At 60.5% G+C, this 23,765-nt stretch carries 19 protein-coding genes; 11 read left to right on the top strand and 8 right to left on the bottom strand.

What is annotated here, in order from left to right:
* Positions 1 to 94 precede the first annotated feature (94 nt).
* Genes AC1RJY_RS16135 through AC1RJY_RS16120 form a run of 4 tightly spaced genes read left to right on the top strand, consistent with a single transcriptional unit; the run spans position 95 to position 2,126 of the window.
* The gene (locus tag AC1RJY_RS16135) at positions 95 to 742 is read left to right on the top strand and encodes a hypothetical protein (RefSeq protein WP_498602709.1); all 648 of its coding nucleotides are present in this window, start codon (positions 95 to 97) and stop codon (positions 740 to 742) included.
* Positions 743 to 787: 45 nt separating this feature from the next.
* Entirely contained in the window at positions 788 to 1,210 is a 423-nt protein-coding gene (locus AC1RJY_RS16130) for a hypothetical protein (RefSeq protein WP_014922563.1), read from the top strand.
* A 36-nt stretch (positions 1,211 to 1,246) separates the two neighbouring features.
* Positions 1,247 to 1,672 (top strand): hypothetical protein, encoded by a 426-nt coding sequence (locus AC1RJY_RS16125; RefSeq protein WP_498602708.1) that lies wholly within the window; start codon positions 1,247 to 1,249, stop codon positions 1,670 to 1,672.
* Between the two features lie 52 nt (positions 1,673 to 1,724).
* Entirely contained in the window at positions 1,725 to 2,126 is a 402-nt protein-coding gene (locus AC1RJY_RS16120; protein WP_498602707.1) for a hypothetical protein, read from the top strand.
* Positions 2,127 to 2,262: 136 nt separating this feature from the next.
* Here the strand turns inward: AC1RJY_RS16120 and AC1RJY_RS16115 are convergent, their stop codons facing one another.
* Genes AC1RJY_RS16115 through AC1RJY_RS16090 form a run of 6 tightly spaced genes read right to left on the bottom strand, consistent with a single transcriptional unit; the run spans position 2,263 to position 10,098 of the window.
* A complete protein-coding gene (locus AC1RJY_RS16115; protein WP_210063421.1) occupies positions 2,263 to 2,940 on the bottom strand; it encodes a response regulator in 678 nt (225 codons plus the stop codon).
* Positions 2,937 to 5,558 carry a DUF4118 domain-containing protein gene (locus AC1RJY_RS16110; protein WP_498602706.1) on the bottom strand — a complete coding sequence of 874 codons (2,622 nt, stop codon included), beginning with the start codon at positions 5,556 to 5,558 and terminating at the stop codon, positions 2,937 to 2,939. Before AC1RJY_RS16110 ends, AC1RJY_RS16115 begins: the two co-directional genes overlap by 4 nt.
* A gap of 29 nt (positions 5,559 to 5,587) precedes the next feature.
* Positions 5,588 to 6,202 carry a potassium-transporting ATPase subunit C gene (locus AC1RJY_RS16105; RefSeq protein WP_498602705.1) on the bottom strand — a complete coding sequence of 205 codons (615 nt, stop codon included), beginning with the start codon at positions 6,200 to 6,202 and terminating at the stop codon, positions 5,588 to 5,590.
* A 9-nt stretch (positions 6,203 to 6,211) separates the two neighbouring features.
* Positions 6,212 to 8,347: a potassium-transporting ATPase subunit KdpB gene (gene kdpB / locus AC1RJY_RS16100; RefSeq protein ID WP_498602704.1), complete on the bottom strand. Its 2,136-nt coding sequence runs from the start codon at positions 8,345 to 8,347 to the stop codon at positions 6,212 to 6,214.
* Positions 8,344 to 10,011, bottom strand: a complete 1,668-nt coding sequence (kdpA, locus tag AC1RJY_RS16095) for a potassium-transporting ATPase subunit KdpA (RefSeq protein WP_498602703.1) — start codon at positions 10,009 to 10,011, stop codon at positions 8,344 to 8,346. Before kdpA ends, kdpB begins: the two co-directional genes overlap by 4 nt.
* A 6-nt stretch (positions 10,012 to 10,017) precedes the next feature.
* Entirely contained in the window at positions 10,018 to 10,098 is an 81-nt protein-coding gene (locus tag AC1RJY_RS16090) for a potassium-transporting ATPase subunit F (RefSeq protein WP_498602800.1), read from the bottom strand.
* Between the two features lie 393 nt (positions 10,099 to 10,491).
* Here AC1RJY_RS16090 and AC1RJY_RS16085 point away from each other — a divergent pair, with 393 nt between their 5' ends.
* The 7 genes from AC1RJY_RS16085 (at position 10,492) to AC1RJY_RS16055 (ending at position 19,967) form a co-directional block, all read left to right on the top strand.
* The gene (locus AC1RJY_RS16085; RefSeq protein WP_498602702.1) at positions 10,492 to 11,916 is read left to right on the top strand and encodes a TrkH family potassium uptake protein; all 1,425 of its coding nucleotides are present in this window, start codon (positions 10,492 to 10,494) and stop codon (positions 11,914 to 11,916) included.
* Between the two features lie 730 nt (positions 11,917 to 12,646).
* Positions 12,647 to 14,668 carry a putative Ig domain-containing protein gene (locus tag AC1RJY_RS16080; protein WP_498602799.1) on the top strand — a complete coding sequence of 674 codons (2,022 nt, stop codon included), beginning with the start codon at positions 12,647 to 12,649 and terminating at the stop codon, positions 14,666 to 14,668.
* Between the two features lie 183 nt (positions 14,669 to 14,851).
* Positions 14,852 to 15,763, top strand: a complete 912-nt coding sequence (locus AC1RJY_RS16075; RefSeq protein WP_498602701.1) for an alpha/beta fold hydrolase — start codon at positions 14,852 to 14,854, stop codon at positions 15,761 to 15,763.
* A 391-nt stretch (positions 15,764 to 16,154) separates the two neighbouring features.
* Complete coding sequence (locus AC1RJY_RS16070) at positions 16,155 to 17,255, top strand: ferredoxin reductase (protein WP_498602700.1); 1,101 nt, start codon at positions 16,155 to 16,157, stop codon at positions 17,253 to 17,255.
* 13 nt (positions 17,256 to 17,268) lie between these two features.
* Positions 17,269 to 18,429, top strand: coding sequence for a fatty acid desaturase family protein (locus AC1RJY_RS16065; RefSeq protein ID WP_498602699.1), 1,161 nt, complete (start codon positions 17,269 to 17,271; stop codon positions 18,427 to 18,429).
* A 161-nt stretch (positions 18,430 to 18,590) separates the two neighbouring features.
* Positions 18,591 to 18,821, top strand: a complete 231-nt coding sequence (locus AC1RJY_RS16060; RefSeq protein ID WP_498602698.1) for a helix-turn-helix domain-containing protein — start codon at positions 18,591 to 18,593, stop codon at positions 18,819 to 18,821.
* 381 nt (positions 18,822 to 19,202) lie between these two features.
* A complete protein-coding gene (locus AC1RJY_RS16055) occupies positions 19,203 to 19,967 on the top strand; it encodes an alpha/beta fold hydrolase (protein ID WP_498602697.1) in 765 nt (254 codons plus the stop codon).
* A 430-nt stretch (positions 19,968 to 20,397) separates the two neighbouring features.
* Here AC1RJY_RS16055 and AC1RJY_RS16050 read toward each other — a convergent pair whose 3' ends face one another.
* Both AC1RJY_RS16050 and AC1RJY_RS16045 read right to left on the bottom strand, forming a co-directional pair.
* Positions 20,398 to 21,105, bottom strand: coding sequence for an SGNH/GDSL hydrolase family protein (locus AC1RJY_RS16050; protein ID WP_014922552.1), 708 nt, complete (start codon positions 21,103 to 21,105; stop codon positions 20,398 to 20,400).
* Between the two features lie 228 nt (positions 21,106 to 21,333).
* Complete coding sequence (locus AC1RJY_RS16045; RefSeq protein ID WP_014922551.1) at positions 21,334 to 23,406, bottom strand: acyltransferase family protein; 2,073 nt, start codon at positions 23,404 to 23,406, stop codon at positions 21,334 to 21,336.
* Positions 23,407 to 23,765 lie beyond the last annotated feature (359 nt).

Below are 23,765 nucleotides of genomic sequence, written 5' to 3'. Positions count from 1 at the left end.
CACGGGGCCTATGCGGCGACGGCGCGGGCGGCGCAATGGGCACAACTGCCCTCACGGTAAGTTCACTGCCCAGGCACGAGGATGATTTACTGACATGACCGTCACATACTCCTGGGGGATAGGTATGAAGGCCTTGGCTGCCACTTTTTTACTCACGTCGCTGGCGCTCACAGGCTGTGCTGTCACTGTTCCCGGCGGCCCTCCAACAGCGACAATTGCGCCATCACCACCATCTGGTGCAAAGATCTACGCAGGTCTTGATCCGGCGGGTATTGAACAGATCAAGACGTCCAGGACGGCAATTTTCGACATGAAGTTCGGGACGCTCACCAAAGAGAGTGTCGGCCTGGAAGACGGCACCAACCAGGCCCCGGATGTCTTGATGTCCGATGGCGTGATGGAACTGAAAATCGAAGCGCCTACAGGTCTGATAAGAGCCGAGACGGATCGGCTCCGGCTCAACGGCATGAATAGCGGCCCGGAATTTCGTGAAATCACGTACTTCCTTAAGACCGAATCCTTGAAGGACTTCATTGCTCTGATCCGCGACGGCGTGGACCGCTACGGAATTCCGAGCGAATCAGCAGAGGACTGGATCGAATCTGTGTCCAGCCGGCCGGAGGACAAGAGTGACTTTGCCCTGGCGCCGGGCACTTCCACAGGCCTTCGGGTCCAGTATGACCTCCGCTACGACGGTTCAAAGGACGTGCAAGTGATCATTGTGCACGTTCACCCCGTCTAGCCCGTACCTGTCCCTCGCCAAGATTTTCACCAGGAAGAGAGCACCGTGGAACCCCACAGCCCGTACCCGCCGAATTATTTCCCGCACCAGCCCGGACAGGTCCAAGTTCCGCCGTTGCCGGCATGGGCAAGGACGTTTCGGACAATCCTGCTAATCCTCGCCGGCGTTCTGGTGGTCCTGCTGCTGCTTCTCATTGCTGTGGGCACCGGATCTATCGATATGTATACCGAGGACGGCCTTGGCGCTTTACAGGCTGTCATTTGGCTTTGCCTGGGAATGCTCCTGCTGGCAATCCCCTACGTGATCGCCAGCGTCATCTACGCTGCTCTGTGGGCCACCAAGCTGCGCGGCCGAGGTTACCGCCGGTACCCGGCGACTACCTGGATCTTGGTTGCAGGCCCCATTCTTGCTGCGTTGCCGGCATTGGCCCTCATCGGGCTGATCACGGCTGACCCCAGCATGTTGTGAAACTCTAATTAGCTGACAGTAAAGGAAGAACGGACCATGACTTCGGACCGCGAGCGGCACAACGATGCCGTATACGCCGAGCACAAGGCGGCAGTCGCAGCCGGGGAAAAGCGGGTACTCCGCAACACCAGCACCGGCGAGTTGCACAGCTACCCGGCCGACGAGATTGGCTTTACTCCAGGCAGCGGTCAAGCTCAGGTCAGCACTTGGTGGGGAATGGGGATCCTCGCGGTCTTCGCCGCCCTGCTGACTGTCCTATCGGTGGTGCTCTTGCTGGCCCCGCTGAAACAGGGCCAGGGTCCGATGTGGGGCGCGCTGTTCTTGACTGCTCTGGCTGGTGCCTTCACGTTCTATGCATTCACGCTGGCCCGCCAGGAATACCGGGCGACGCAGCTCCGAAAGCTGCGCGGGTCACCGAAGCCGGGCTCATCCGGCAGGGTAGACATACCCTCGAATCATTAAACGTGCCTTGGGGGACACCGGAATGCGACGTGGAACAAAAATAGGCCTAGCCGTGCTGGCATTGCTTACGCTCACTGCAGCGAGCTGCGATGACAGGCCATTCACCCGCGACTATGCCCGGTCCATTCCAAACTCTGCTATTCAGGTGGGCGAGTACACGGACAGGACCTGGGAGTACGTGGATGGGGCTGGCACCACGAGGGAACTCGATAAGTGCGAGGACTTGAGCCCGTGGAATGTCGCCTACAGTTGCGCCTCACCTGACGGATCGGTTGTGCTGACTTTCAATGAATCCAAATATGGCATAAAGAAGCCCACCCTCCTCATTGGCGACGAGGAGGTGCCTCTTTACTGCACCAACAACGGCTTTGCGGGTGACAGGCTGCGATTCTGCATACCGGTCTCGGACCCTGCCGTTCCGCCTCAGCCGGTCCCTCGCCGGGATAAGTCATAACCGCGCGTACGGCACTGCGAATCAGGAGCGGTACGCGTACGACGGCGTTGCTGCGCCGATGGCGCCAAGAACACGGAGTGCAGCGGCGTAGAAGTCTGGGACGGCCAGATCGTTTCCGCCAGCGCCGACAAACCAGCTACGGAACAAACCTGTAGCCCATGCCCGGCTCGGTGATCAGATGCCGGGGGTTGCCCGGCTCTGTCTCGAGCTTGCGCCTGAGCTGCGCCATGTAAACGCGGAGATAGTTTGCTTCCTTGGCGTAGGCGGGCCCCCACACCTCTGTGAGGAGCTGCTGCTGGGTAATGAGCTTGTCCGGATTCCTGAGCAGGATGTCCAGAATGTTCCACTCCGTTGGGGTCATCCGAACATCCGCGCCCGACTTGGTGATTTGTCTCTTGTCCAGGTCCACGGTGAAGGAGCTGGTTGTCACCAGGGTCACTTCCTCGCTGGAATCGTCCCTGCGACGCAGCAACGCCCGGAGTCGCGCCAAGAGTTCATCCAGTCCAAAGGGCTTGGTGATGTAGTCGTCAGCTCCAGCGTCCAAGGCCTCTACTTTGTCGCTGGATCCATGTCTGGCTGATAAGACAAGAATGGGTACGGAGCTCCACTCCCGCACGGCCGAAATGACAGCTTTGCCGTCCATATCCGGTAGCCCCAGGTCCAGGATCATCACCGAAACGGGCCGTTGCGCCGCTGAGTGAAGTGCCGATTGCCCGTCAGTTGCAGTGACCACCGTGTACCCCTGGCCCTTCAACGTGATGGCGAGCGCCCTGACAATGTGGGGGTCATCGTCCACTATAAGGATGGTGTTCACTCAAGGCCTTTCGGGGCGGGCAGGGCAGTATGTCCAGGGGCTGTGAAGCGGTGCGGCACATCAAGAGAGGGACCCGTTGAAAGGGGCAGCCTGATCAGCATAGTCAGCCCGCCGCCAGGCGTTTCTTCGGCGGTGAGGGTCCCGCCCATGGCTTCAGTAAAGCCCTGTGCCACAGCGAGTCCTAAACCTACGCCCGTGGCTGCAGGCACGTCGTCGAGCCTTTGGAAGGGTTGAAACATTTTGAGCACATTGGCTGCGGGTACACCTTGGCCGTGATCGATGATCCGGAGTTCGCTGGCTGGCCTGCCGGCCAGAGTGGTAGTGCTGAGACCACCGGCGGCACCCACAATCACGATGTCGGAGTCGGGGGCGTACTTCACCGCGTTTTCCGCAATGTTGGCAATGACTCGTTCCAGCATGCCGGCGTCGGCGTCCACGGCGGGCATGTTCGGTGGCAGGTCCACCCTGACCCTGCCGGGCGTGATGCCGTGCAGGGCAGCCGGAATCACGTCGTACCAGCGGATGGGTTTGATGAGGGCATTCACGGAGTCTGAGGTGATGCGGGACATGTCCAGCAGATTGCCTACCAGCCCGTCCAAGCGATCCGAGCATTCATCAATGGTGGCCAGCAGCTCCTCTTCTTCCTGTTCGGTGTACTGAACACCTGGTTGGCGAAGGCCTCCCACTGCGAGTTTGATGCCGGCCAGCGGAGTTCGCAGATCGTGGGACACTGCGCGCAGGATGGATGTCCGCATGGTGTTGCTCTCGGCCAGGCGCATCACTTCACGGCGGGTGGCTGCGAGTTGTCGGCGTTCAAGCAGCGCTGAGAGGTGCGCCCCGAAAGCGCCCAGCAGCCGGCGGTCACTGGCGGGAAGGACTCTGCCGGTGAGGACAAGGCGGGTGTTGCCGTCAACCTGCTCTATGTTCTCGGGGTCATCGGGATCGTCGGGGTCAGCCTGTGGGTTGCCTGCCGATGCCACGAGCTGCCAAGTGCCGCCGCTGGTGGAGGAAGAGGAGGAAGACTGGGTCCGCTCCGCAGCAACGTACAGAGCAGCGGTCCGTACTTGGAAAACGTCCAAGGCCTGTTCCAAGAGACCTTGGACGGGGTCTTCCGCGGTGGACGCTCCGCGGGTGAGATCCCCGAGTGTGGCCGCTTCGGACCGGGCTCGTGCAGCTTCCTTCGATCGCCGGGCGGAGAGGTCCACCACCACGGCCACAGCGGAGGAGACTCCGGCAAACACCAGGAGGGCCAGAAGATTTTGGGGATCGCTGATGGTCAAGGTGCCCAGCGGCGGAATGGAGAAGAAGTTCACCAGGAAGCTGCTCCAGAGTGCACCCAGCAGCGCGGGCCAAAGGCCGCCGATCAAGGCGACGGCAACGGAACCGGTGAGCTGTATGAGCACCGCCGTGGCAATGTTGTGGGACGGTGCCACTGCCAGCAACAGTTGCAGCAGCACCGGCACCACAAGGGCCATGGCGAATCCCACCGCTACCCGCACTCGGCCAAGGTCGCGCTTCCGGGTGCGTTCTATCCCGCGGCCTCCCAGTGGATGGGAAACCATGTGCACATCAATGTCGCCGGAGCCCCTGACCACGCGGCTCCCAACGCCACCTTTCAGGAAACTGGTCAGAAGCTTGTGGCGTGACACTCCCACCACAATCTGGGTGGCATTCACACTGCGGGCAAAGTCGAGCAACGCCTTGGCAGGGTCCTCACCGGACACTGTGTGGTAACTGCCGCCGAGGTCCTTGACCAAGGTTCGTTGGGCTTCCAGATCATGGGGGGATTCGGCAGCCACACCATCGGCAGCGCGGACGTGGACGGCCAGAAGGTCCCCGCCGTTTACCCGCTTGAGGATCCGGGCCGCCCGTCTGATAAGCACTTCGCCCTCGGCGCCGCCGGTGAGCCCAATGACAATGCGTTCCCGGGCGGGCCAGCTTTCCTCAATTTGGTTCTCGGCCCGGTATCGCGTGAGTCCTTCATCCACGCGGTCTGCGAGCCACAGCAAGGCCAGTTCGCGCAGTGCCGTCAGATTGCCCACGCGGAAGTAGTTGGACAGGGCGGCATCGATCTTCTCGGCTGCGTAGATCTTGCCGTCACCCAGTCTCTGCCGCAGCAGTTCCGGTGAGATGTCCACCAAGTGGATCTGGTCGGCGAGGCGCACGACCTCGTCGGGGACTGTTTCGGCCTGTTTTACTTCGGTAATCGCGCTGACGACGTCGCCCAAAGATGCGAGGTGCTGCACGTTCACCGTTGACAGGACGTTGATGCCTGCCCCCAACAGTTCTTCAATATCCTGCCAGCGTTTTTCGTTGCGGCTGCCCGGAATGTTCGTGTGGGCATATTCATCCACGATCGCTGTGTGGGGGCGCCGGGCCAAGACAGCGTCGAGGTCCATTTCCTCAAAAGCGCTTCCTCGGTACTCGATGACCCGTGGTGGCAGGGTTTCCAGCCCGTTCGTGAGGGCCAGGGTGTCGGCGCGGCCGTGGTGCATGGCGAATGCCACCACCACGTCCTCGCCCCGGCCCAGCAATCTGTGGGCTTCTTCGAGCATGGCGTAGGTTTTGCCGACACCCGGTGCAGCCCCCAGAAAAATCCTCAGTGTTGCCCGCGCCATGTCCTCATTCTTCCACTGTGAAAAGGTTGCTAGTTCCGGTGTGCGGCCAGGTTGGCGATATCCAGATTCAGCAAGGTTACGTTGACTGATGGCTGGCTGAGGAATGCCTCAAGACCGCTGGTGGTTTGCTTGTCTACCAGCTCCTGGACGTCCTGTGGTTCCAGCCCATTGGCCCGGGCAACCCGCGGTACTTGGATGGCGGCGTAATCCTTGGATATGTGCGGGTCCAGTCCTGAGCCGCTGGAGGTTACGGCATCGGCCGGAACCTCCTCAGGGCTGACGCCCTCCGATGCCGCAACTGCTGCGCGGTTGGTTGTCACGGTCTCCAGGAGCTTGGCATCGTTGGGTCCCAGGTTGCTGGTCGAGGACGTTGCCGGGTCCCAACCCACCGCGGAGGGCCTGAGGTGAAACCACTGCGGGTCCTGCGTTCCTGCGTTATCCGCTGCGGCTTGAGCGATGAGCGCGGACGCCGCAGCCTGACCGGAGGAGTCCTTCTCGATGGAACCGTTGGCTTGGAACGGCGCCGCGAGCTGTCCTGCGCCGAAGACTGCGAGGGGGTAAAGCAACCCCAACACGATAGTTGCCAGCAACAGGAACCTGATGGCCGTGCCCGCTTGGCGGAGGTATCCGGAAATGATGTTCATGAGTAGCTCCTAGCCGATGCCTGGGATGAGGGAGATGACCAGGTCTATGAGTTTGATGCCGAGGAACGGGGCTACCAGCCCGCCCAGTCCGTAGAGCAGCAGGTTCCTGCCCAATGCTTGGTTGGCGGTGACTGCCCGGTACTTCACGCCTCGGAGCGCCAAGGGAACCAGGGCGATGATGATGAGGGCGTTGAAGATCACCGCAGACAGAATGGCCGACGCCGGGCTGGCCAACCCCATGATGTTCAGCAGCCCAAGCCCAGGAAATGCGGCGGTGAACAGGGCAGGGACTATTGCGAAGTACTTGGCTACATCGTTGGCGACGGAGAACGTGGTCAGCGCACCACGCGTGATCAGAAGCTGCTTCCCGATGCCCACAATGTTGATCAGCTTGGTAGGGTCCGAGTCGAGGTCCACCATGTTGGCTGCTTCCTTCGCGGCCGGTGTCCCTGAATTCATGGCCACCCCTACGTCCGCTGCCGCCAAGGCTGGGGCATCATTGGTGCCGTCACCTGTCATAGCCACCAAACGCCCTTCACCTTGTTCACGGCGGATGACGTCCAGTTTGTCCTCGGGCGTGGCTTCGGCCACGAAGTCGTCGACGCCGGCCTCGGCCGCTATCGCTTTGGCCGTCACCGGGTTGTCACCGGTGATCATCACCGTGCGGATACCCATTCTGCGCAGCTCGGCGAAACGGTCCTTCATGCCAGGCTTGACCACATCCGCCAGGTGCACGGTTCCCAAAACCCGGGCGCCGCCGTCGTGCGTGTTCTCGGCTACCAGCAACGGCGTGCCACCTTGGGCAGAAATCTCTTGAACACGTCGCTGGACTTCCGCTGGAAGGCGTCCTCCGGCGTCGGTGACAAAATTCCCGACGGCGGATGCCGCCCCCTTGCGGATGAGGCGCCCGTCCAGATCCAGTCCGCTCATGCGTGTGCTGGCCGTGAACTCCACAATCGTGATCTCTGAGTAGCTGTTACGAAGAGCCGCCAAGTCGGGGCCGTCTGTGCCTTTGGTGGTGGCGAGCTCCACAATTGAGCGGCCCTCCGGGGTTTCGTCCGCGAGGCTGGAGAGCCTGGCGGCGGTGACGAGTTCCGTCATCTCCACACCGTTGGCCGGGAAAAAGTTGACGGCCCGGCGGTTGCCGTAGGTGATGGTGCCGGTCTTGTCCAACAAAAGTGTGGTGATGTCGCCGGCTGTTTCCACCGCTCGTCCCGAGGTGGCCAGGACGTTGTGCTGCACCAGCCGATCCATGCCTGCTATGCCGATGGCCGGAACCAAGGCCCCGATGGTGGTGGGAATCAGGCAGACCAGCAGCGCCACCAGGACGATCGGAGACGGGGTAGCGTCCGCCAAGGACGCGAAGGGTGCCAAAGCCATGGTGACCACCAGGAACACGATGCTCAGCGAGACGAGGAGGACATGCAACGCGATCTCGTTGGGGGTCTTTTGCCGGACGGCGCCCTCAACCAGCTTGATCATCCTGTCGATGAACGTGGCTCCGGGCTCAGCAGTAATGCGCACCACGATCCTGTCAGAGAGGACCTTGGTGCCGCCGGTGACGGAGGACCGGTCTCCACCGGACTCCCTGATCACGGGCGCTGATTCGCCGGTGATGGTGGACTCGTCCACGCTTGCCAGGCCCTCAATGATTTCTCCGTCGGAGGGGATCACATCCCCGGCCTCACAGATAACCACGTCATTTAGCTTCAGATCTGTGCCGGCAACTTCTTTGGTGGTTCCATCTTCCAGGCGGAGCCGGGCCATCACGCCCTGACGGCTCGCCCGGAGGCTGTCCGCCTGCGCCTTCCCTCGCCCTTCGGCGATGGCCTCGGCGAGGGTGCCGAACAGGACCGTCAGCCAAAGCCATACGGTCACCGCGATGCCAAAAACGTCAGGCTTCAGGAAGCAGATCACCGTGCAGGCCGCTGCACCCACCAGCACCACAAACATCACGGGGGAGTGGATCATTTGCCGCGGATCCAATTTGCTGAAAGCCAGGGGAAGCGCTGCCAGAAGGGTGGACGCGTTGAGTTTCGCCGGAGCCTTGCTGTGGTGGTGGCCGGGCTGACCTGGGGTAGGAGTGCCGCTGGCGTTGAGGGGTGATGGGGTCTCCGCGGCCGGAGCCGTGCTGGAGCTGGTCATTGAATAAGTCCTTCTGCGAGGGGGCCCAGTGCCAGGGCCGGAAAGTAACTCAAAGCGGTCAGGATCACGGTTACGCCCAGCAGCAAGGAGCCGAACAGCGGGCCATGGGTTGGAACCGTTCCGGATGAAGCCGGGATCTTTCTTTGCCGCGCCAGCGAGCCAGCCAGTGCAAGGACCAACGCGATGGGCAGGAACCGGCCCAACAGCATGGCCAACCCAAGCAGCGTGGACAGGTAGGGGCCGGAGCTGGTGATGCCGCCGAAAGCTGAGCCGTTGTTGTTGGCACCGGAGGTGAACGCATAGAGCAGTTCGCTGAATTGATGCGGCCCTGATGCCGGAGCGTTTGCCATCACCTCCGGGAGGAGGGCTGAGATCCCGGCGAGCACCAGCACCAAGGTGGGGGTGACCAGGATGTAGAGGGCCGCGAGCTTCATTTCGCGGGGGCCGATCTTCTTTCCCAGGAATTCCGGGGTACGCCCCACCATCAGCCCGGCAATGAACACCGCAATGATGGCCAGGACCAACATTCCGTAGAGTCCGGATCCGGTTCCGCCCGGAGCCACCTCGCCGAGCATCATGTTCAGCATCGCGATGCCGCCAGCCAGGGGAGGCAGGGAATCGTGGGCAACGTTGACGGCACCGGTGGACGTGAGGGTGGTGGAGGCCGCGAAGATGGAGCTCGCTGCCGGCCCAAGGCGCTGTTCGAAACCTTCTCCCAAGCCTCCGGCTGCCGCCGTTGCGGTTCCCTGACCGGAAGAAACCGCCCAGGCCATCAACACAGTGGAGGTCAGCCACAGCGTTCCCATGACAGCAGCCACGGTGTAGCCCTGGCGTTGGTCACGCACCATCCGCCCGTACATGTAGGGCAGCGCTGAGGGGATCAGGAGGATAAGGAACACCTGGAACAAACTGGTGAAGACGCTCGGGTTTTCAAAGGGGTGGGCAGAGTTGGCGTTGAAGTATCCGCCACCATTGGTTCCCAGAACCTTAATCGCTTCCTGCGAAGCGACGGGCCCACCGGGAATCAACTGGCTGGCGCCGGTGGCAGGGTTGGTTACCTCTGTGGACCAGAAGTTCTGTACGACGCCGCCAATCACCAGGGCGATTGCCGCCACCGTGGCGATGGGCAACAGGATGCGGAACGAGGCACGGGCGAGGTCCACCCAGAAGTTGCCCAAGCGATCAGTTGTGGTCCGCACCATGCCCCTGATCAGGGCAACCACCACCACAATACCGACGGCGGCGGACAGGAAATTCTGTACGGCCAGCAGGCACATCTGGACGAAGATGCCCACAGTGGCCTCAGGCACATATGTTTGCCAGTTGGTGTTGGTGACAAAGGAGATGGCTGTGTTCATGGCAACCCAAGGGTCCACGCCGGGCAGGGAATTGCTGCCCGGCAACACGGCCTGCAGGCGCTGAAGAGCGAAGATCACCAGGATGGATATCAACGAGAAGAGCAGAACGCTGCGCAGATACACAGACCAGCTCTGTTCAGTCCCTGAATCCACGCCGACCAGGCGGTAGATGGCCCTTTCAGCTTTAGCGTGTTTGGTACTTGAGAAGACCCGCGCCATATACAAACCCAAAGGCTTGTGCAGCAGTGCCAGGACGAGTACCAACACGGCTATCTGGGTAATGAAGGATGCAGTACCGAAGACCACCCGCCGTCACCACTTTTCCGGGTTGAGCAACACCGCAAGCAAGTACCCGGCAACGGCCAAGCCAAGGATGAACAAGCTAACCCACATGATGGCATCCACGTTCATTGCCCGCTCACCGGGCCATCGCCGTCCACCATCTTGCCCAAAAGGTGGGCCACCCACATCACGATTCCCATGCTCACCACAAGAATCACCACAACAGCCACGTTGGCCACTGGAACGTCCTTTCATCAGAGCCCCTTTTGCAGGGCTGATGTCAGTCAACTCTTGGAAAAGTGGCGAAAAGGCGTTCCTTACGAATCCTTAATGCGGACGCCTGAAATCTTGACGTGGTCTTAACGGCCCGGCGTTAAGGATTCGTCAAGAAATGTCAGTTTCCGGCCAGCGGGTCCCTCATCGGTGCTAATTTCGGCACGTGTTGGATGCTAATGAGCTGTGCGAATGGGGATCTGTGAGCGGACATCCTTGGGTGCATGCCGCATGACTCGCGCCCCTGAAAGACTGCCTTCGTCTGAACGCCCCGTGATCCGCCGCAACCCGGTTCTGCAGGACCTCGGCCACGAGGGGGATCGACTGAAGGCAGCGCTGCTGCACCCAGTCCGTTTAGTGCCCTTGGCATTCCTGGCCGTGATCATCCTCGGCGCCGGAATACTGATGCTGCCAATATCCCGGACCGGCGGCGGCGAAGAGATCGTCACGACGGCCTTCTTTACTGCAGTATCGGCTGTCTGTGTCACCGGTCTTGTCACTGTGGATACAGCTACCTACTGGACCCCGTTCGGGCATGCCGTGATCATGGTTCTCATCCAAGTGGGAGGCTTCGGGATCATGTCCTTGGCAACCCTGCTGGCTCTGTTCGTCCGGAAGACCATCGGCTTGCGAGGCCAGCTCGTGGCCCAGTCCGAAACCCACACGCTGAACTTCGGTGACGTCAAGTCTGTTCTTTTCAGGGTGGTGAAGATTATGGCTGTCTTTGAGGCGATCACGGCCCTCATCCTGACAGCACGCTTTTGGGTGGCGTATGACGACAACCCCGGTACGGCTCTATGGCACGGCGTTTTCCACGCCGTCTCCGCATTCAACAACGCAGGCTTTGCCCTGTACAGCGATAATCTCATCGGCTTCGCGGAAGACCCTTGGATCATCGTCCCCATCTGCGCCGCCATCATTGCCGGAGGACTCGGTTTCCCGGTAATCATCCAATTGTTTAGGAACCGCCCCAAGTTTAAGAACTGGACCATTCACCTCCGGTTGACCATTTTTGGTTCATTGCTTCTGCTGACAGTGGGCATAGTTCTCTTTGCTGCCTTTGAGTGGAACCGGGCAGAGACACTTGGGCCGCTGAGCTTTGGCGGGAAGATATTGGGCTCGTTGGCGGGCGGCGTGTTCCCGCGGACGGCAGGTTTCAACAGCATCGATTACGGGGTGGCAACCCCGGAGACGCTGATGATCACCAACGTGCTGATGTTCATCGGCGGCGGAAGCGCAGGAACGGCCGGCGGTATCAAGATCACCACTTTTTTGGTTCTGGGCTTCGCAATTTGGAACGAAGTCCGTGGCCGCGAGCAAGTCACCATCGCACACCGTTCCATCAGTTCTTCCACTCAACGCCAGGCTCTCACCGTCGCCCTGCTGGGGGTCGGGGCGGTCATCCTGGGGACGCTGCTGCTCCTCATGTCCACCGACTACAGCCTGGAGAAAGTACTCTTCGAATCAATTTCTGCCTTCGGAACGGTTGGCTTGAGCACGGGAATCACGTACAACCTGCCACCCACTGCCGAGTGGGTACTCATGGCACTGATGTTCGCCGGCCGAATTGGAACGGTCACGGTTGCTTCAGCCATAGCCCTGGCCTCCCGGCCCCGGCTGTTCATGCTGCCCGAAGAACGGCCCATCATCGGCTGATAACTTCAGCCGAACTGTCCGGGGGGTGTAGCGATCCGCATTGAGTTTCAGCGGCTGGATTTCAAGGAAAATGGGCTCCAGCAGCAAGTAGCCGGCTCTCGGATGGCACGAGAAGACGAGTACCGACTACTCGTGTCCCGGCAGTGTCCAAGGGTCTTTACTGAACACAGCGGTTCGGGAAGTGCCACCAATAAACCCCCAATATTTGGTGGTTGCACGATCCGCAGGCCGGGGCCGGACACGGTACCCAAATACAGTTGTCCGGCCCCTCGCCCAACCGCTGACCGGCTACGGTTCATGACTTGATTCTGCGGTTAATGTTTCGTAAGGTCCGGCCCCAAAGAATCAGGACGGGCACACCCATGCTAGGTTTTCTCCATCGTTTGCATTTGGGGGTGCATCTGTAGCTCCCTCCCCGGAAGACAGAGGCTCGGGCATGGGATCTAAGAAATCGCGTCGTTTGGCGGCAACCGTTGTAGCAACTTGTTTTGTGACCGGGCTACTGCAGGGGCCGGCTTCGGCAACAGTACCTACTTCCGTGTCGTTTGAACTCAAAGATGTTTCACCTTCAGCAGTGAGTGGTTCGGGGCAGCAGTTCACTGACGTACCCACAACGGCTCAGTTCTTCAACGAAATCCAATGGATGGGCTCGAAGGGTATTTCTACAGGGTGGGCCCAGGCAGACGGTACTCGTCTGTACCAGCCGCTCCTTTCCGTTAATCGGGACGCGATGGCAGCTTTCATGTACCGGCTGGCGGGATCCCCGGCGTTCACGGCTCCCGCTATCTCCCCATTTGCCGATGTTCCTCCCGCAGCGCAGTTCTACAAGGAAATCACCTGGCTGGCAGCGCAGGGCGTCTCCACGGGATGGGTCGAATCAGACGGCTCCAAGACCTACCGCCCTCTTCAGCCGGTGAACCGGGACGCGATGGCAGCTTTCATGTACCGTTTGGCGGGATCTCCTGCCTTCACAGCTCCCACGGTGTCTCCGTTCGCCGATGTTCCTCCCACAGCGCAGTTCTACAAGGAGATCACCTGGTTGGCGTCCACCCGTATCACCACAGGTTGGTCGGAAGCTGATGGCTCCAAGACCTATAGGGCGCTATCGCCTGTGGCCAGGGATGCCATGGCGGCCTTCATGTATCGGTACGACGAGATGAAGAACCCGCCGCAAACAACTCCCCTGGAGCTTGGATCAAGCTGGCCGTGGGCTGGCGTGGGGGAGCCATACTATGGCTCGTTATCGGCTTCGGGTGGGACATATCCATACACGTTCTCCATCTCGGGGGCGGTCCCAGCCGGCCTTACTTTCAACACGTCCATCGGGCAGCTTAAGGGAACACCGTCCGCGGCAGGAACCTCGGCTCTGAAGGTCACCGTCACAGATGCCAAAGGCGTCAAAAAGACGGTTGACACCCTCTTCGGTGTTTCTCCCTCGCCTCTGGCGAACATCAAGTCGGTGACTACAGGAAATAGCTCCGTCTTTGCTGTCGGGCAGGACGGCCGCGTCTGGGCTTGGGGTTTGAACTACGAGGAGAGATTGGGCTTGTCCACGCTGGCTACAAACACGGCGGTTGTTTCGGCTCCTTTCCAGATTCCTGGTCTGACCGACGTGCAGAGTGTCACCGTGAACAGGGGTGGCACCTCTACCACTGTCTTTGCTGTGAAGAACGATGGCTCCGTCTGGGCTTGGGGCAGCAACAAAGAGGGTCTGTTCGCTGACGGCACCACCAAAGATGCCACAACCCCGGTACGGATTCCCAACCTCACAGGGGTCAAGAGCATCGCCACGGCCATACCTCCATCCGGAGTCGGCAGCACCGTGTACGCCACCAAAATCGATGGAACAGTGTGGGCGTGGGGTGCAAACGGTTACGGCCAGCTGGGTAACGGCACAACGACACCCAGCACAACGCCGGTGCAGGTAAAAGGCCTTTCAGGAGTCCAAAGCATTTCAATTCCCCGCGGAACCGTCTATGCCCTGAAGACCGACGGAAGCGTTTGGGCGTGGGGCGACAACCATGGCGCAGGCCTCGGGTCAATCCAGGTGGACAACATGGGAATGAACCTGTCCTATTCGCCAACCCCGGTTCAGGTGACGGCGTTAGCGGGGGTCAACTCGCTAGCCATGATCGACGATAATATTGTCTTCGCTTTGCAGAACGACGGCACCGTTTGGGCATGGGGCTATGGGTATAGCGGAGAACTTGGGAATGGGACCAAGGACTACACGCCCAAACCGGTGAAGGTCCAAGGCCTGACCAACGTCAAGGCAATTTCCGCGAGTACGTCATGGCTCGGGGGCGGAGGTGCGGGCCACGCCCTCAAATCCGATGGCACTGTATGGTCGTGGGGTTCGAATGAGGATGGCCAATTAGGCAACGGCGTCGCAGGCGATTCGGCGGTTCCCGTTCTGACGGCAGGGCTCTCGGATGTACGTGAGTTCGCATCGTCCACGTACGGGGCAGCAACGTTTGCGATCACTACGGGCGGGGCAGTCTGGTCGTGGGGCGGCAACTCGTCCGGTCAGCTGGGTGACGGTACAACCACTCCGCATGGTTCATCCGACCCATCACTCTTGCCCAAGCTAATCGCTGGCTTGCCCCCAGTACAGAGCATCAGCTTCAACGGCGGTTCCGTATTCGCGCTCACCGTTGATGGTCCTGTATGGGCTTGGGGACAGAACGGCTTTAGCCAGCTCGGGACCCGCGACCATACTGAAGTACTTGGCCCGGTTCAGGTTGGCTGGTAAACCCGGCGCACTGTTTCATCGTGGGGACGATTTCGCACACCTCAAAATTACTTAGAAAGTAGTACTCAAGTGAACCCCTGGGGGTGACGCGCACGGCGCCCGTGACAGGCGAGGCTGGATGCCAGGGGTACACGGTGTGCCCTGGGAGAGGCACGGTTGAAGAGGTCTGTTAGGAAGTTCCTCGTGGGGGTCACCGCGGTTGGTGCGGTATTGGCGGTCGGCTTGGCGACCACCACCGTGGTGAATATGGTGGCGAGCGAGGGGGAGAGCCACCGGATCGAGTCGTACGGGCAGAGGGTGTCGGTGGACGGTGGCGAGATGAACGTCCTTGTCACCGGTGCCGGGCAGGAGAACGTGGTGCTCTTGCCGGGGTTCGGCACGTCGTCGCCTGTCCTGGATTTCGGGCCGCTGGTCAAGGACCTTTCCCCGGACCATCGGGTGATTGTGGTGGAGCCGTTCGGTTACGGACTAAGCGATGGCACGGACAAAGACCGGACCACGGAGAACATCGTGCAAGAGGTTCACGGGGCGCTCGAGGCTCTGGGCATTGACCGCTACACGCTGATGGGGCACTCCATCGCAGGCATCTACGGCATCGAATACGCTGCCCGCTACCCGGACGAGGTGATGGCATTCGTGGGCATCGATACGAGCGTCCCCGGACAGCCGGGCATGGACACGCAGTTCCCCACGGGCCTGATGTCCGCGGCGAAGAACCTCGGCCTGCTCCGCATCATGACCGCTGCCGCCTACGCCAACGACACCTCCGGGAACTACACCGACCACGCCCGTGAGCAGATGCAGATGCTCACCAACCGGAATTCCCTCTCACCCACGTACCTGAACGAGATGGGCCACATCCAGGGCAACTTCGAGCGAGCGCTGGGTATGGGCTTCCCGAAGGAGCTGCCGTTGCTGCTGTTCGTGGTCGCGGAGAACAAGCAGACCCCGGAGTGGCTCGAGCTGCACCACCGCCAAGCCGCGAGCGTCACCGATGGCACCGTGGTGCCCCTCCCCGGCGAGCACTACCTCCATCACACGCACGCGGGAGAGATCGCTGACGGAGTGAGGGAGTGGGAGGCGGGGCGGGGGTAGGACTCACCACGCCGGTGCTGCCGCGCCGTTGTTCCCTGAGGCCCTACTCGTGCGCACGCCGCCGGTGTTGGTGCTCGTTTTTAGGGAAGTGGAACTCTACCCTTCTGGGTCGCCGGGCGGGGTTTGCATGAAATCCCGGGAGAGTATTACTCTCTTGCTACTGAAACCGGCATGGGCTGCAGGGCCCGGGGAGGAGGAGCGCATCACCGCTGACCAATCCAAGCACTATGTCCCGTTTCCGTTGAAAGCCCCTCCCGAGGGGCTTTCCCTTTGTCCGGTAGTACTGCACTGGCAAGAGATGTTGTAAGTATGCTTATGATATTTTGCTAGTACGGAAATTCCGCTTCATACGGTCACAGTCCTCGTTCTCCCTCGTTGTGAAGAGTAGTGCATGTTCAGTTTTCGGCCGCTGGCCCGTATCGCCTCTGTTTTGACCACTCCGCTCGCCCCGGAAGATGTGATGGCGCTGTTCAATCCGGTCTATTCGTCTCGCCAGTTGCGTGCAGTGGTCACGAGGGTGGTCCCGGAGACTGCTCAGTCGGCAACTATTTTTTTCCGGCCCGGCAGGGGCTGGCATGCCCACCTTGCTGGTCAGTGGGCCAGGGTCGGGGTGGAGCTCAATGGGGTGCGTCAGTGGCGTTCCTATTCCCTGAGTGCGCCGGCGGGCGAAGACCCGGCCATAACAGTTACCGATGTTGGTTCCGTGTCCGGAGCCCTGGTCCGTGAGACAAAGGTCGGTGACGTTCTCTTCCTGGCCCCGCCTCAGGGCGACTTTGTCCTGCCGGAGCACCCCCGGTCCCTTCTGATGCTCACTGCGGGAAGCGGCATCACTCCGGTCATGTCAATGATCCGAACACTTGTTCCGAGCCGTCCCGACGCGGACGTTGTACTCATCCATTCCTCGCGTGGGGAAGGTGACAGTATCTTCCGCGAGGAAGTGGCTGAACTTGCTGATCAGTTTCCCAATTTCCGCCAGGTGCAATGGCACACTCACGGTCGTGGACGCATGGACTTTACATCTACAGCCGATCTCGAAGAATTATGCCCGGACTGGCGGGACAGGGCCGCATATGCCTGCGGCCCGGAGACTTTCCTGGATGATGCTGAGGCTCTGTGGAAGCAGGCAGCGGCGGCTGAGGCCATCACCGCGGGAGGGAAGTCAGACAGCGGAGCGGGGCAGGGATCGCTCACCATTGAGCGGTTCAGTACCGAGTTCAAGGGAGGAAGCGGCGGCGAAGGTGGCTTGGTTACCTTTGAAGCTTCCGATCGTGAGGTCCTGGCCGACGGCGGCGTCCCCCTCCTCGACGTCGGCGAGGACGCTGGTGTCCTCATGCCCAGTGGCTGCCGCATGGGCATCTGTCACAGCTGCCTGACTCCGCTGCTGTCAGGTAGCGTCCGGGACCTGCGCACTGGTGAAGTGCATGGCGCACCCGGCGAACTCATCCAAACGTGTGTTTCGGCAGCCGCCGGGCCCGTCAACCTCGAAATCTGAGGAGTACAACCGCATGTCAGTAGTTTCAGCCAAAAGCCCAGCCACCGCCGTCGGGCTCAAGACGCGGCCCGGAGCTCTTGCCGAGGACGGCAGGCCAACGGTGCGTCCACCGGCAGCCGCGCACCTGAGTGACGAGCAAGTGGCTGAACTGGGCCGCGAGCTCGATGCCATCCGTGACGACATCCTGGGCAAGCGCGGCTCCACCGATGCCGCGTACATCAGGCGGATGATCAAGATTCAACGGGCGCTGGAAGTCTCTGGACGTGCCGCGCTGCTGGTCAGCAAGAATAAGGCCGCCTGGATCACCGGCACAGCGCTCCTGAGCGTCGCCAAGATCCTGGAGAACATGGAACTGGGCCACAACATCCTCCACGGCCAGTGGGACTGGATGCGCGATCCGGACATCCACTCCACTACCTGGGAATGGGACTTCGTTACTCCGTCACGTTCATGGCAACACACGCACAACGACCTTCACCACCGCTGGACCAACGTCGTCGGCAAAGACCGCGACGTCGGATACAACCTTCTGCGCATGGATCCCGATCAGGAATGGAAGCCCTTCAACCTGGGCAACCCCCTCTACAACGCCCTGCTCGCGCCCGTCTTCGAATGGGGCATAGCCATCTACGACCTGGAGATCCCCGAATATAAAGAGGGCCTGAAATCCAAGGAGGCCATGAACAAAGACCTCAAAGCGCTGGGGCGTAAGGCTGCTAAACAGTTCGCCAAAGACTACGCAGCCACTCCCGCGTTGGCCATGCTCACAGGCTCCGGAAAACAAGCGCTCTACGGCACACTAGCCGCCAATGCCATCCGTAACGTCTGGGCCCACGCCGTCATTTTCTGCGGCCACTTCCCCGAAGGAACGGACACGTTCACCGAGGAAATGGTGGAAGGCGAAACCCGCGGCGACTGGTACGTACGTCAGATGATCGGATCCGCCAACATCTCAGGGCCCCGATTTATGCACCTCATGACCGGAAACCTGTCGCATCAGATCGAGCACCACCTCTTCCCGGACCTTCCGTCCAACCGCTACGCGGAGATCGCCCCGAGGGTCCGAGACATCTGCCAACGCTACGACCTGAAGTACACCACAGGGCCCCTGCTGAAACAGGTCGGCTCCGCGTGGGCCAAAGTCTTCAAGCTCGCGCTACCACCACGGCGGTAGGGAGGCACCCTCCGTCCACTTGGCGCTGCAAAAGCCCTCGAAACCCGGGGGTGGACACCCTGGGGCATTGCATCTGTGAATTGGTGACGTAGTTCAGGCCATATTGAAGGTCCGCCCCGTTGGCCTCGTATTCCGGCCCTGACCACTTCTACGATGGATGGATGTCCACTGAAGCCAAGAAGCACCGGTTCCTGACTATTGAGCAGGTTGCCGACGAACTGAACGTGTCCGTGAGCCAGATCCGGGCGTTGTTGAAGTCCGGCGAACTCCGTGGGATCCAGGTAGGTGGCCGGAGTGTGTGGCGTATTGCTAGCAGCGATGTTGAGGACTACATCACTGAGGCCTATCGACTCACTGCGGAGCGGATCATTGCGGGGGAGCTGCCCGAGTAAATCACCGGTGCTACACCGAACACCCTCCGCCCATCGCTGCCGGCGGACCAGCGCCGCAGTCAAACTCATCGCGGCGTACTACCGCGCCCATGGAACCTGCCTACCGTGGCAGCAGCAGCGGACAGCGAAGAAGCCGAGCTGTACCGGTCCCTGAAGAGGCTCCGTCTGCAAGCGGACCCCGGAGTGGCTCGAGATGCTCCACCGCCAAGCCGCGAGCGTCACTGACGGCACCGTGGTGCCCCTCCCAGGCCGTAAGGGAGTGAGAGACGGGGGCAGTAGGTGCACACCCTCCTATCAGCGGCGGGGCGAGCGTACGCTGGGGCCATGGAGTCCGAAGTCAGGACCGTCTCTTTGAACACGGGGATCAGAGTGCCCTGTTTCGTGCAAGGGAATCTTGAGCAAACAGCCGACGACGGCGACTCACCGCTGCTGCTATTGCATGCGTGGAGTGAATCCTGGCGGAGTTTCGGACGGCTGATTGCCTCGCTTCCCGACCTCACTATCGTGGCACCGGACCTTCGCGGCCACGGCGGCGCCGATAAACCCAGCGGCGGGTACACGCTGTCCGAGGTAGCAGAGGATATTGCCGCAGTGCTGGAGGCTCTGGGCATAGCACGCGCCAATGTACTGGGTTCCTCCAGCGGGGGCTACGTGGCTCAGCAACTGGCGGTCATGCGTCCGGATCTGCTGGCCTCGCTGGTCCTGGTAGGAAATCCACTGAGCCTCCATACGAGACCGCCGTTTGCGGATGAGGTGGATGCACTGACCGATCCAATCTCAGAGGACTGGGTTCGGGATTCTTTGTCCTGGTACCGATTGCTGCACACAGTGCCTGCAGCCTACATAGAGGAGCGGGTACGGGACGGTCTGTCCATGCCTGCGTCCATCTGGAAAGAATCCCTGCGTGGCTACTACCAAGCCCTCCCGCCGACGGAAGCAAGCAACATTTCAGTCCCCACACTCATACTCTGGGGCGCCCACGATCACCTTGTGCCGCGACAGCATCAAGAAACCCTGGCTGTCCGAATCAAGGGCGCACGATTGAAGATCTACGAGGACACCGGTCACCTCGTGCTGTGGGAGTGCCCGGAGCGAGTGGCAGAGGATGTGAGGAGCTTTCTTGGAGAGCTACTCAAAGGCGGGTAACTTCGCGGATCTTTTGGACGTCCGCTCTCTTTGCATTACCTTCTGGCAATACCAGCCGTTGTGCGTAGATTCCGTCTTCTCGCCCAGCATTAGCTGTCCTAGACATTGTCCAGCAAAGCCAAGTCCGCATCGGCGGGATGATGACGCATCTAGTTGTTGTGAGCGCCGCCGAGCTTGTTAACTACAACGGATGGCGTGATGCGTGCGCAGCCGTGCAACGAAACGGCCTACGGTGAGAGCCAGTCACAAGAAACGACAAGACGAGTTGCATATCCTCGATGGCAAGAACCGCTGGGGCCTGGTGGACCACTACACCGCGTTCTGGAAGGGCCCTCGCGGCCTTGCCGTGGTTATCAGTCCGGACGGGCTGCACTGCCGCAGGAAGGCTATGCACTCGGCGGGCAGACCGTGGCCCGGCTGGCGGGAATCGTTAGCTAGCTGCTGCGAAGGCGTCCAGGGTCTCTTTGATCTTGGACGCCAAGTAGGCATGCCCGGCGGTGTTGACGTGCCATCCGTCAGTGAATGCGTAGCCGGGGCTGTTCTCGGTTGTCATCCAGCCGTCCCCAAGAGGATTGATGAAGAAGGCGCCTACATCAGCTGCCGCCAGATAGGCCACTTGGTTGACGTTCTTCAGGCTGGCACCATTCGGCATCGGCGCGGCTGGCCCGATGATGACGATCTGGGCATCCGGCCAGTACTGCTTGACGGATGCTACGGTCTCTCGAATTTTCGTTCCGAGTTCAATAGACGTTGCAGGGTAGTCGTTCTGGCTGCCCTGGAACACAACGAGGGACGGCGTCACAGTTCCTGCTGCCCCGAGCCTATCTACCCGCTCTTTGTAGGTGTTCTTGTCCGTGCGGTCAACTCCACCACCTGACCAGAACCCGGTACGTCCAACAGCATCAACAGTGACGTTCCAGCCGTAAGACTGCCCCAGCATGTAGGCGTACCCCTGTGTCTTCATGTCATCAGCACCGTACCCCTGCACGTATGAGTCGCCCATGATCAGCACGGAAGAACCAGCAGGAACCGGAGCGAAAACCGGGGCCGTAGCGGCGACTGCCGTCGGCTGGTTCGAATAGTACGACGCGACTGTGTCTGATACGGGCGGTGGAGGCGAAGCCTGCGCTGTTGCCAATATAACTGCTGCTCCTACGGCCACAGCTGCGACTACGGTCGCTACCGAGCCGACCAGCAGCCGGCGCTTAGTCCTACGACGCAATCTGTCCCCCAAGTATTTTCATATGGTTTGACCCCAATTCTGTGGCCTCCTCAGGAATGCAACATAGACCGGAAATCTGAGGCTCTCTGTCCCGGCAGGCGCCGTCCGGCATCGCGAAATTGGTTTGTGGTTGCCTAATCCTGCTCAATGCTTGGCCGTATCAGCCAAAGCCTCGGCGAACTGTGGCGTCAGGGCTCGACTGGCATCCACGGTGATGTGAAGGGGGTCCTGGTAGAGCAAGACGCCGCCTTTGTTCATGGAGCATTTAGTCTCATCGCAGAACAAGTCGCTCAAGTCAAGGACAGACGCTCCCGTCGCGGACGCAACTTCCTCAATTGCAGTCCGTGCCGGCTGCTGCACCGCGTTTATCTCTGCCCGAGGTACCGTGAGGCTACAGCTGCTAGTCGCCAAAGCGATCACGGAGCAGTGTCCCGGAACGTCTTTATACCCGGCGAACGTGGGATGCGGAAGCGCTTGAACTAGGACGACCTGATGCCCGGCTTCTCGGAGGGCCGATACCGTCCTGCCCAGGCCATTCTCCAAGGCTTCGGACCTGCCTGCGGGTGACGCTTGTACGGAGTTGAGATTGGCACCGATTGCCATGTTTCTCTCGAACCAGTATCCCTCCGTGCTGGCTATGACGACAGTCCCATCTTCCTCTGCTTTCAGCCACGCCAGCGTGGACTCATAGTAGTCCCGGCACAGCTGATCAGGGCCATCGAACGTGTCCCCCACTTGTCGGAATACGTCGAGAAATGGGCATCCTCCGGCCGTTCGCATCGAGAACGGGCGATCTGCTTCCTTTGACGCCTGTATCAGGGGGCCGCTGAACTGGCTGGCATTCGAGTCTCCGACGAGATACACCGCCTGTCCATTCGTGGCATCATTCCACCGGCAGTCGCTGTAGCCTGGGTTTCCTGCAGGACCGTTGGGCATGGTCGCAAACGACATGCATTTCGACCAGCCGGGGTGCAGCGCTTGAATTGCTTGCACCTTTTCGAGGCCCCACCCTTTGGCGGACCCTACGAGCACCAGCCCAGAAAGCAGGATGGCAGGGGCGACCACAAGTGCGGCTACTCGGATGAAGCCCACCTTGGACAGGCCATTCATATCGCGAATCGGCTGCTCTACATAACGGTAGGAAATTATCGCCGGTAAGAGGGCTAATAAAGCTGCACCCGCTTTAGCGAGGAAGCTTCCGGGAAAAATGATTGACGCGAAGACGATCATGGGCCAGTGCCATAGATACCAAGAATAAGACAGGTCGCCCACCCAGACGAAAGGACGGGCGCTCAAGCCTTGGCTAAGCGGGTTCAGTGCGTTGGCGCCACCGTGGAGGAGCAGAGCAGTCCCAAGGACGGGGAGTAGCGTAGCTGGCCCCGGAAAGGGTGTGGAGTCGCTGATCACGTACATGGAGGCCGCGAGTAGGCCCAGCCCGACGATAGACGCGGCTATTGCCGTGTTCCTCGAACGCGGCTCCCGGAGGGCGGGGATGATCGCGACGAGAACACCCGCGCCAAACTCCCATGCACGAGTCAGCGGGCTGTAGTAGCTAGTCAAGAACGGGTGCAGTGGGGGCTCCCAGCCAGCTGCCACAGCCATGGCGAGGCCTGCAGAGAGTGCGGTAATAGCGGCGACACCAGCAATGGGAAGCCCGCGTCCCCATCTAAGCCGGCGGCCAAGGACCAACACGCCTAGGAGGAAGAATGGAAAGACCACGTAGAACTGTTCTTCCACGGATAAGGACCAGATGTGCAGCAGCGGATTCATTTCTGCTGCCGGTTCGAAATAGCCGCCGGTAGCCCTAAAAATGACAGCATTCGCGGCTAGGGCGATCCCTCCGAGCGCTGTAGCGGCCGTGGTCTTCTGTTCTCCCAAAGGAGACTGAAGTAGAGCGGAAGCAATAAGTGTCACGAAAAGAACGAGTGCCAGTGCAGGAGTAAGGCGCCTGAAACGCTTGCCGAAAAACCTTCGAAAGTGGATGCTGCCAGTTGATTGGAATTCGCGCAGCAGCATGCGCGAAATGACGAATCCGGAAATAACAAAGAAGACGTCGACGCCGACGAAACCTCCCGGGATCGTGAGCCCTGCATGGAACAAGACAACGACGGTAACTGCGATAGCGCGCAAGCCCTGAATGTCGGCCCTTCGTCTGCCCGAACCTAGGGCTGCCGCTGCTCGAAGTGATCGTCTAGTAGTCAGCGTCGACTGCGCCATTGTTCCCCCATTTGAGCCTGATACTGCGGCCGATTCTACCCGTTTTCGATTGCACTCCCGACCTTGCAACCAAATGGTGACAACATCTGCCCTCCATTCAGAGGCGGGCGCTGCCGCGAGTAACTCGGGGTCTTCCGATACGGTCTATGAGACCGACTATGTGCCCTCACAAGGCGACCATTGTTGCGTGAGATGCTCAGACTCGCTATGGCAGGAGTTTTCAGGCTCACCGAGCGGCTTAACCCCACCGTCGCTACATGTCCGGATACTCCCTGCCAGGGCCTGACTCGTGCACCCTTGTAGCCAGCGGTTGGGCGCGCTGCTAAAGAGTCGTCGCCCTGTCAGTGCGGGCCAGTAGG

It is taken from the genome of Arthrobacter sp. GW822-FHT05G07, assembly GCF_058799755.1.
Note: the sequence above shows the minus strand (reverse complement) of the source record. Positions and strands in the feature narration are given on the sequence as shown.

Excerpts from the sequence above, each read along its gene's own strand:
- AC1RJY_RS16135 (WP_498602709.1), top strand. The coding sequence starts at position 95 with ATGACCGTCACATACTCCTGGGGGATAGGTATGAAGGCCTTGGCTGCC.
- AC1RJY_RS16045 (WP_014922551.1), bottom strand. The coding sequence starts at position 23,406 with ATGGCGCAGTCGACGCTGACTACTAGACGATCACTTCGAGCAGCGGCA.
- kdpB (WP_498602704.1), bottom strand. The coding sequence starts at position 8,347 with ATGACCAGCTCCAGCACGGCTCCGGCCGCGGAGACCCCATCACCCCTC.
- AC1RJY_RS16070 (WP_498602700.1), top strand. The coding sequence starts at position 16,155 with ATGTTCAGTTTTCGGCCGCTGGCCCGTATCGCCTCTGTTTTGACCACT.
- AC1RJY_RS16110 (WP_498602706.1), bottom strand. The coding sequence starts at position 5,558 with ATGGCGCGGGCAACACTGAGGATTTTTCTGGGGGCTGCACCGGGTGTC.
- AC1RJY_RS16125 (WP_498602708.1), top strand. The coding sequence starts at position 1,247 with ATGACTTCGGACCGCGAGCGGCACAACGATGCCGTATACGCCGAGCAC.
- AC1RJY_RS16090 (WP_498602800.1), bottom strand. The coding sequence starts at position 10,098 with ATGTGGGTTAGCTTGTTCATCCTTGGCTTGGCCGTTGCCGGGTACTTG.
- AC1RJY_RS16065 (WP_498602699.1), top strand. The coding sequence starts at position 17,269 with ATGTCAGTAGTTTCAGCCAAAAGCCCAGCCACCGCCGTCGGGCTCAAG.
- AC1RJY_RS16085 (WP_498602702.1), top strand. The coding sequence starts at position 10,492 with ATGACTCGCGCCCCTGAAAGACTGCCTTCGTCTGAACGCCCCGTGATC.
- AC1RJY_RS16060 (WP_498602698.1), top strand. The coding sequence starts at position 18,591 with ATGTCCACTGAAGCCAAGAAGCACCGGTTCCTGACTATTGAGCAGGTT.
- AC1RJY_RS16105 (WP_498602705.1), bottom strand. The coding sequence starts at position 6,202 with ATGAACATCATTTCCGGATACCTCCGCCAAGCGGGCACGGCCATCAGG.
- AC1RJY_RS16080 (WP_498602799.1), top strand. The coding sequence starts at position 12,647 with ATGGCAGCTTTCATGTACCGGCTGGCGGGATCCCCGGCGTTCACGGCT.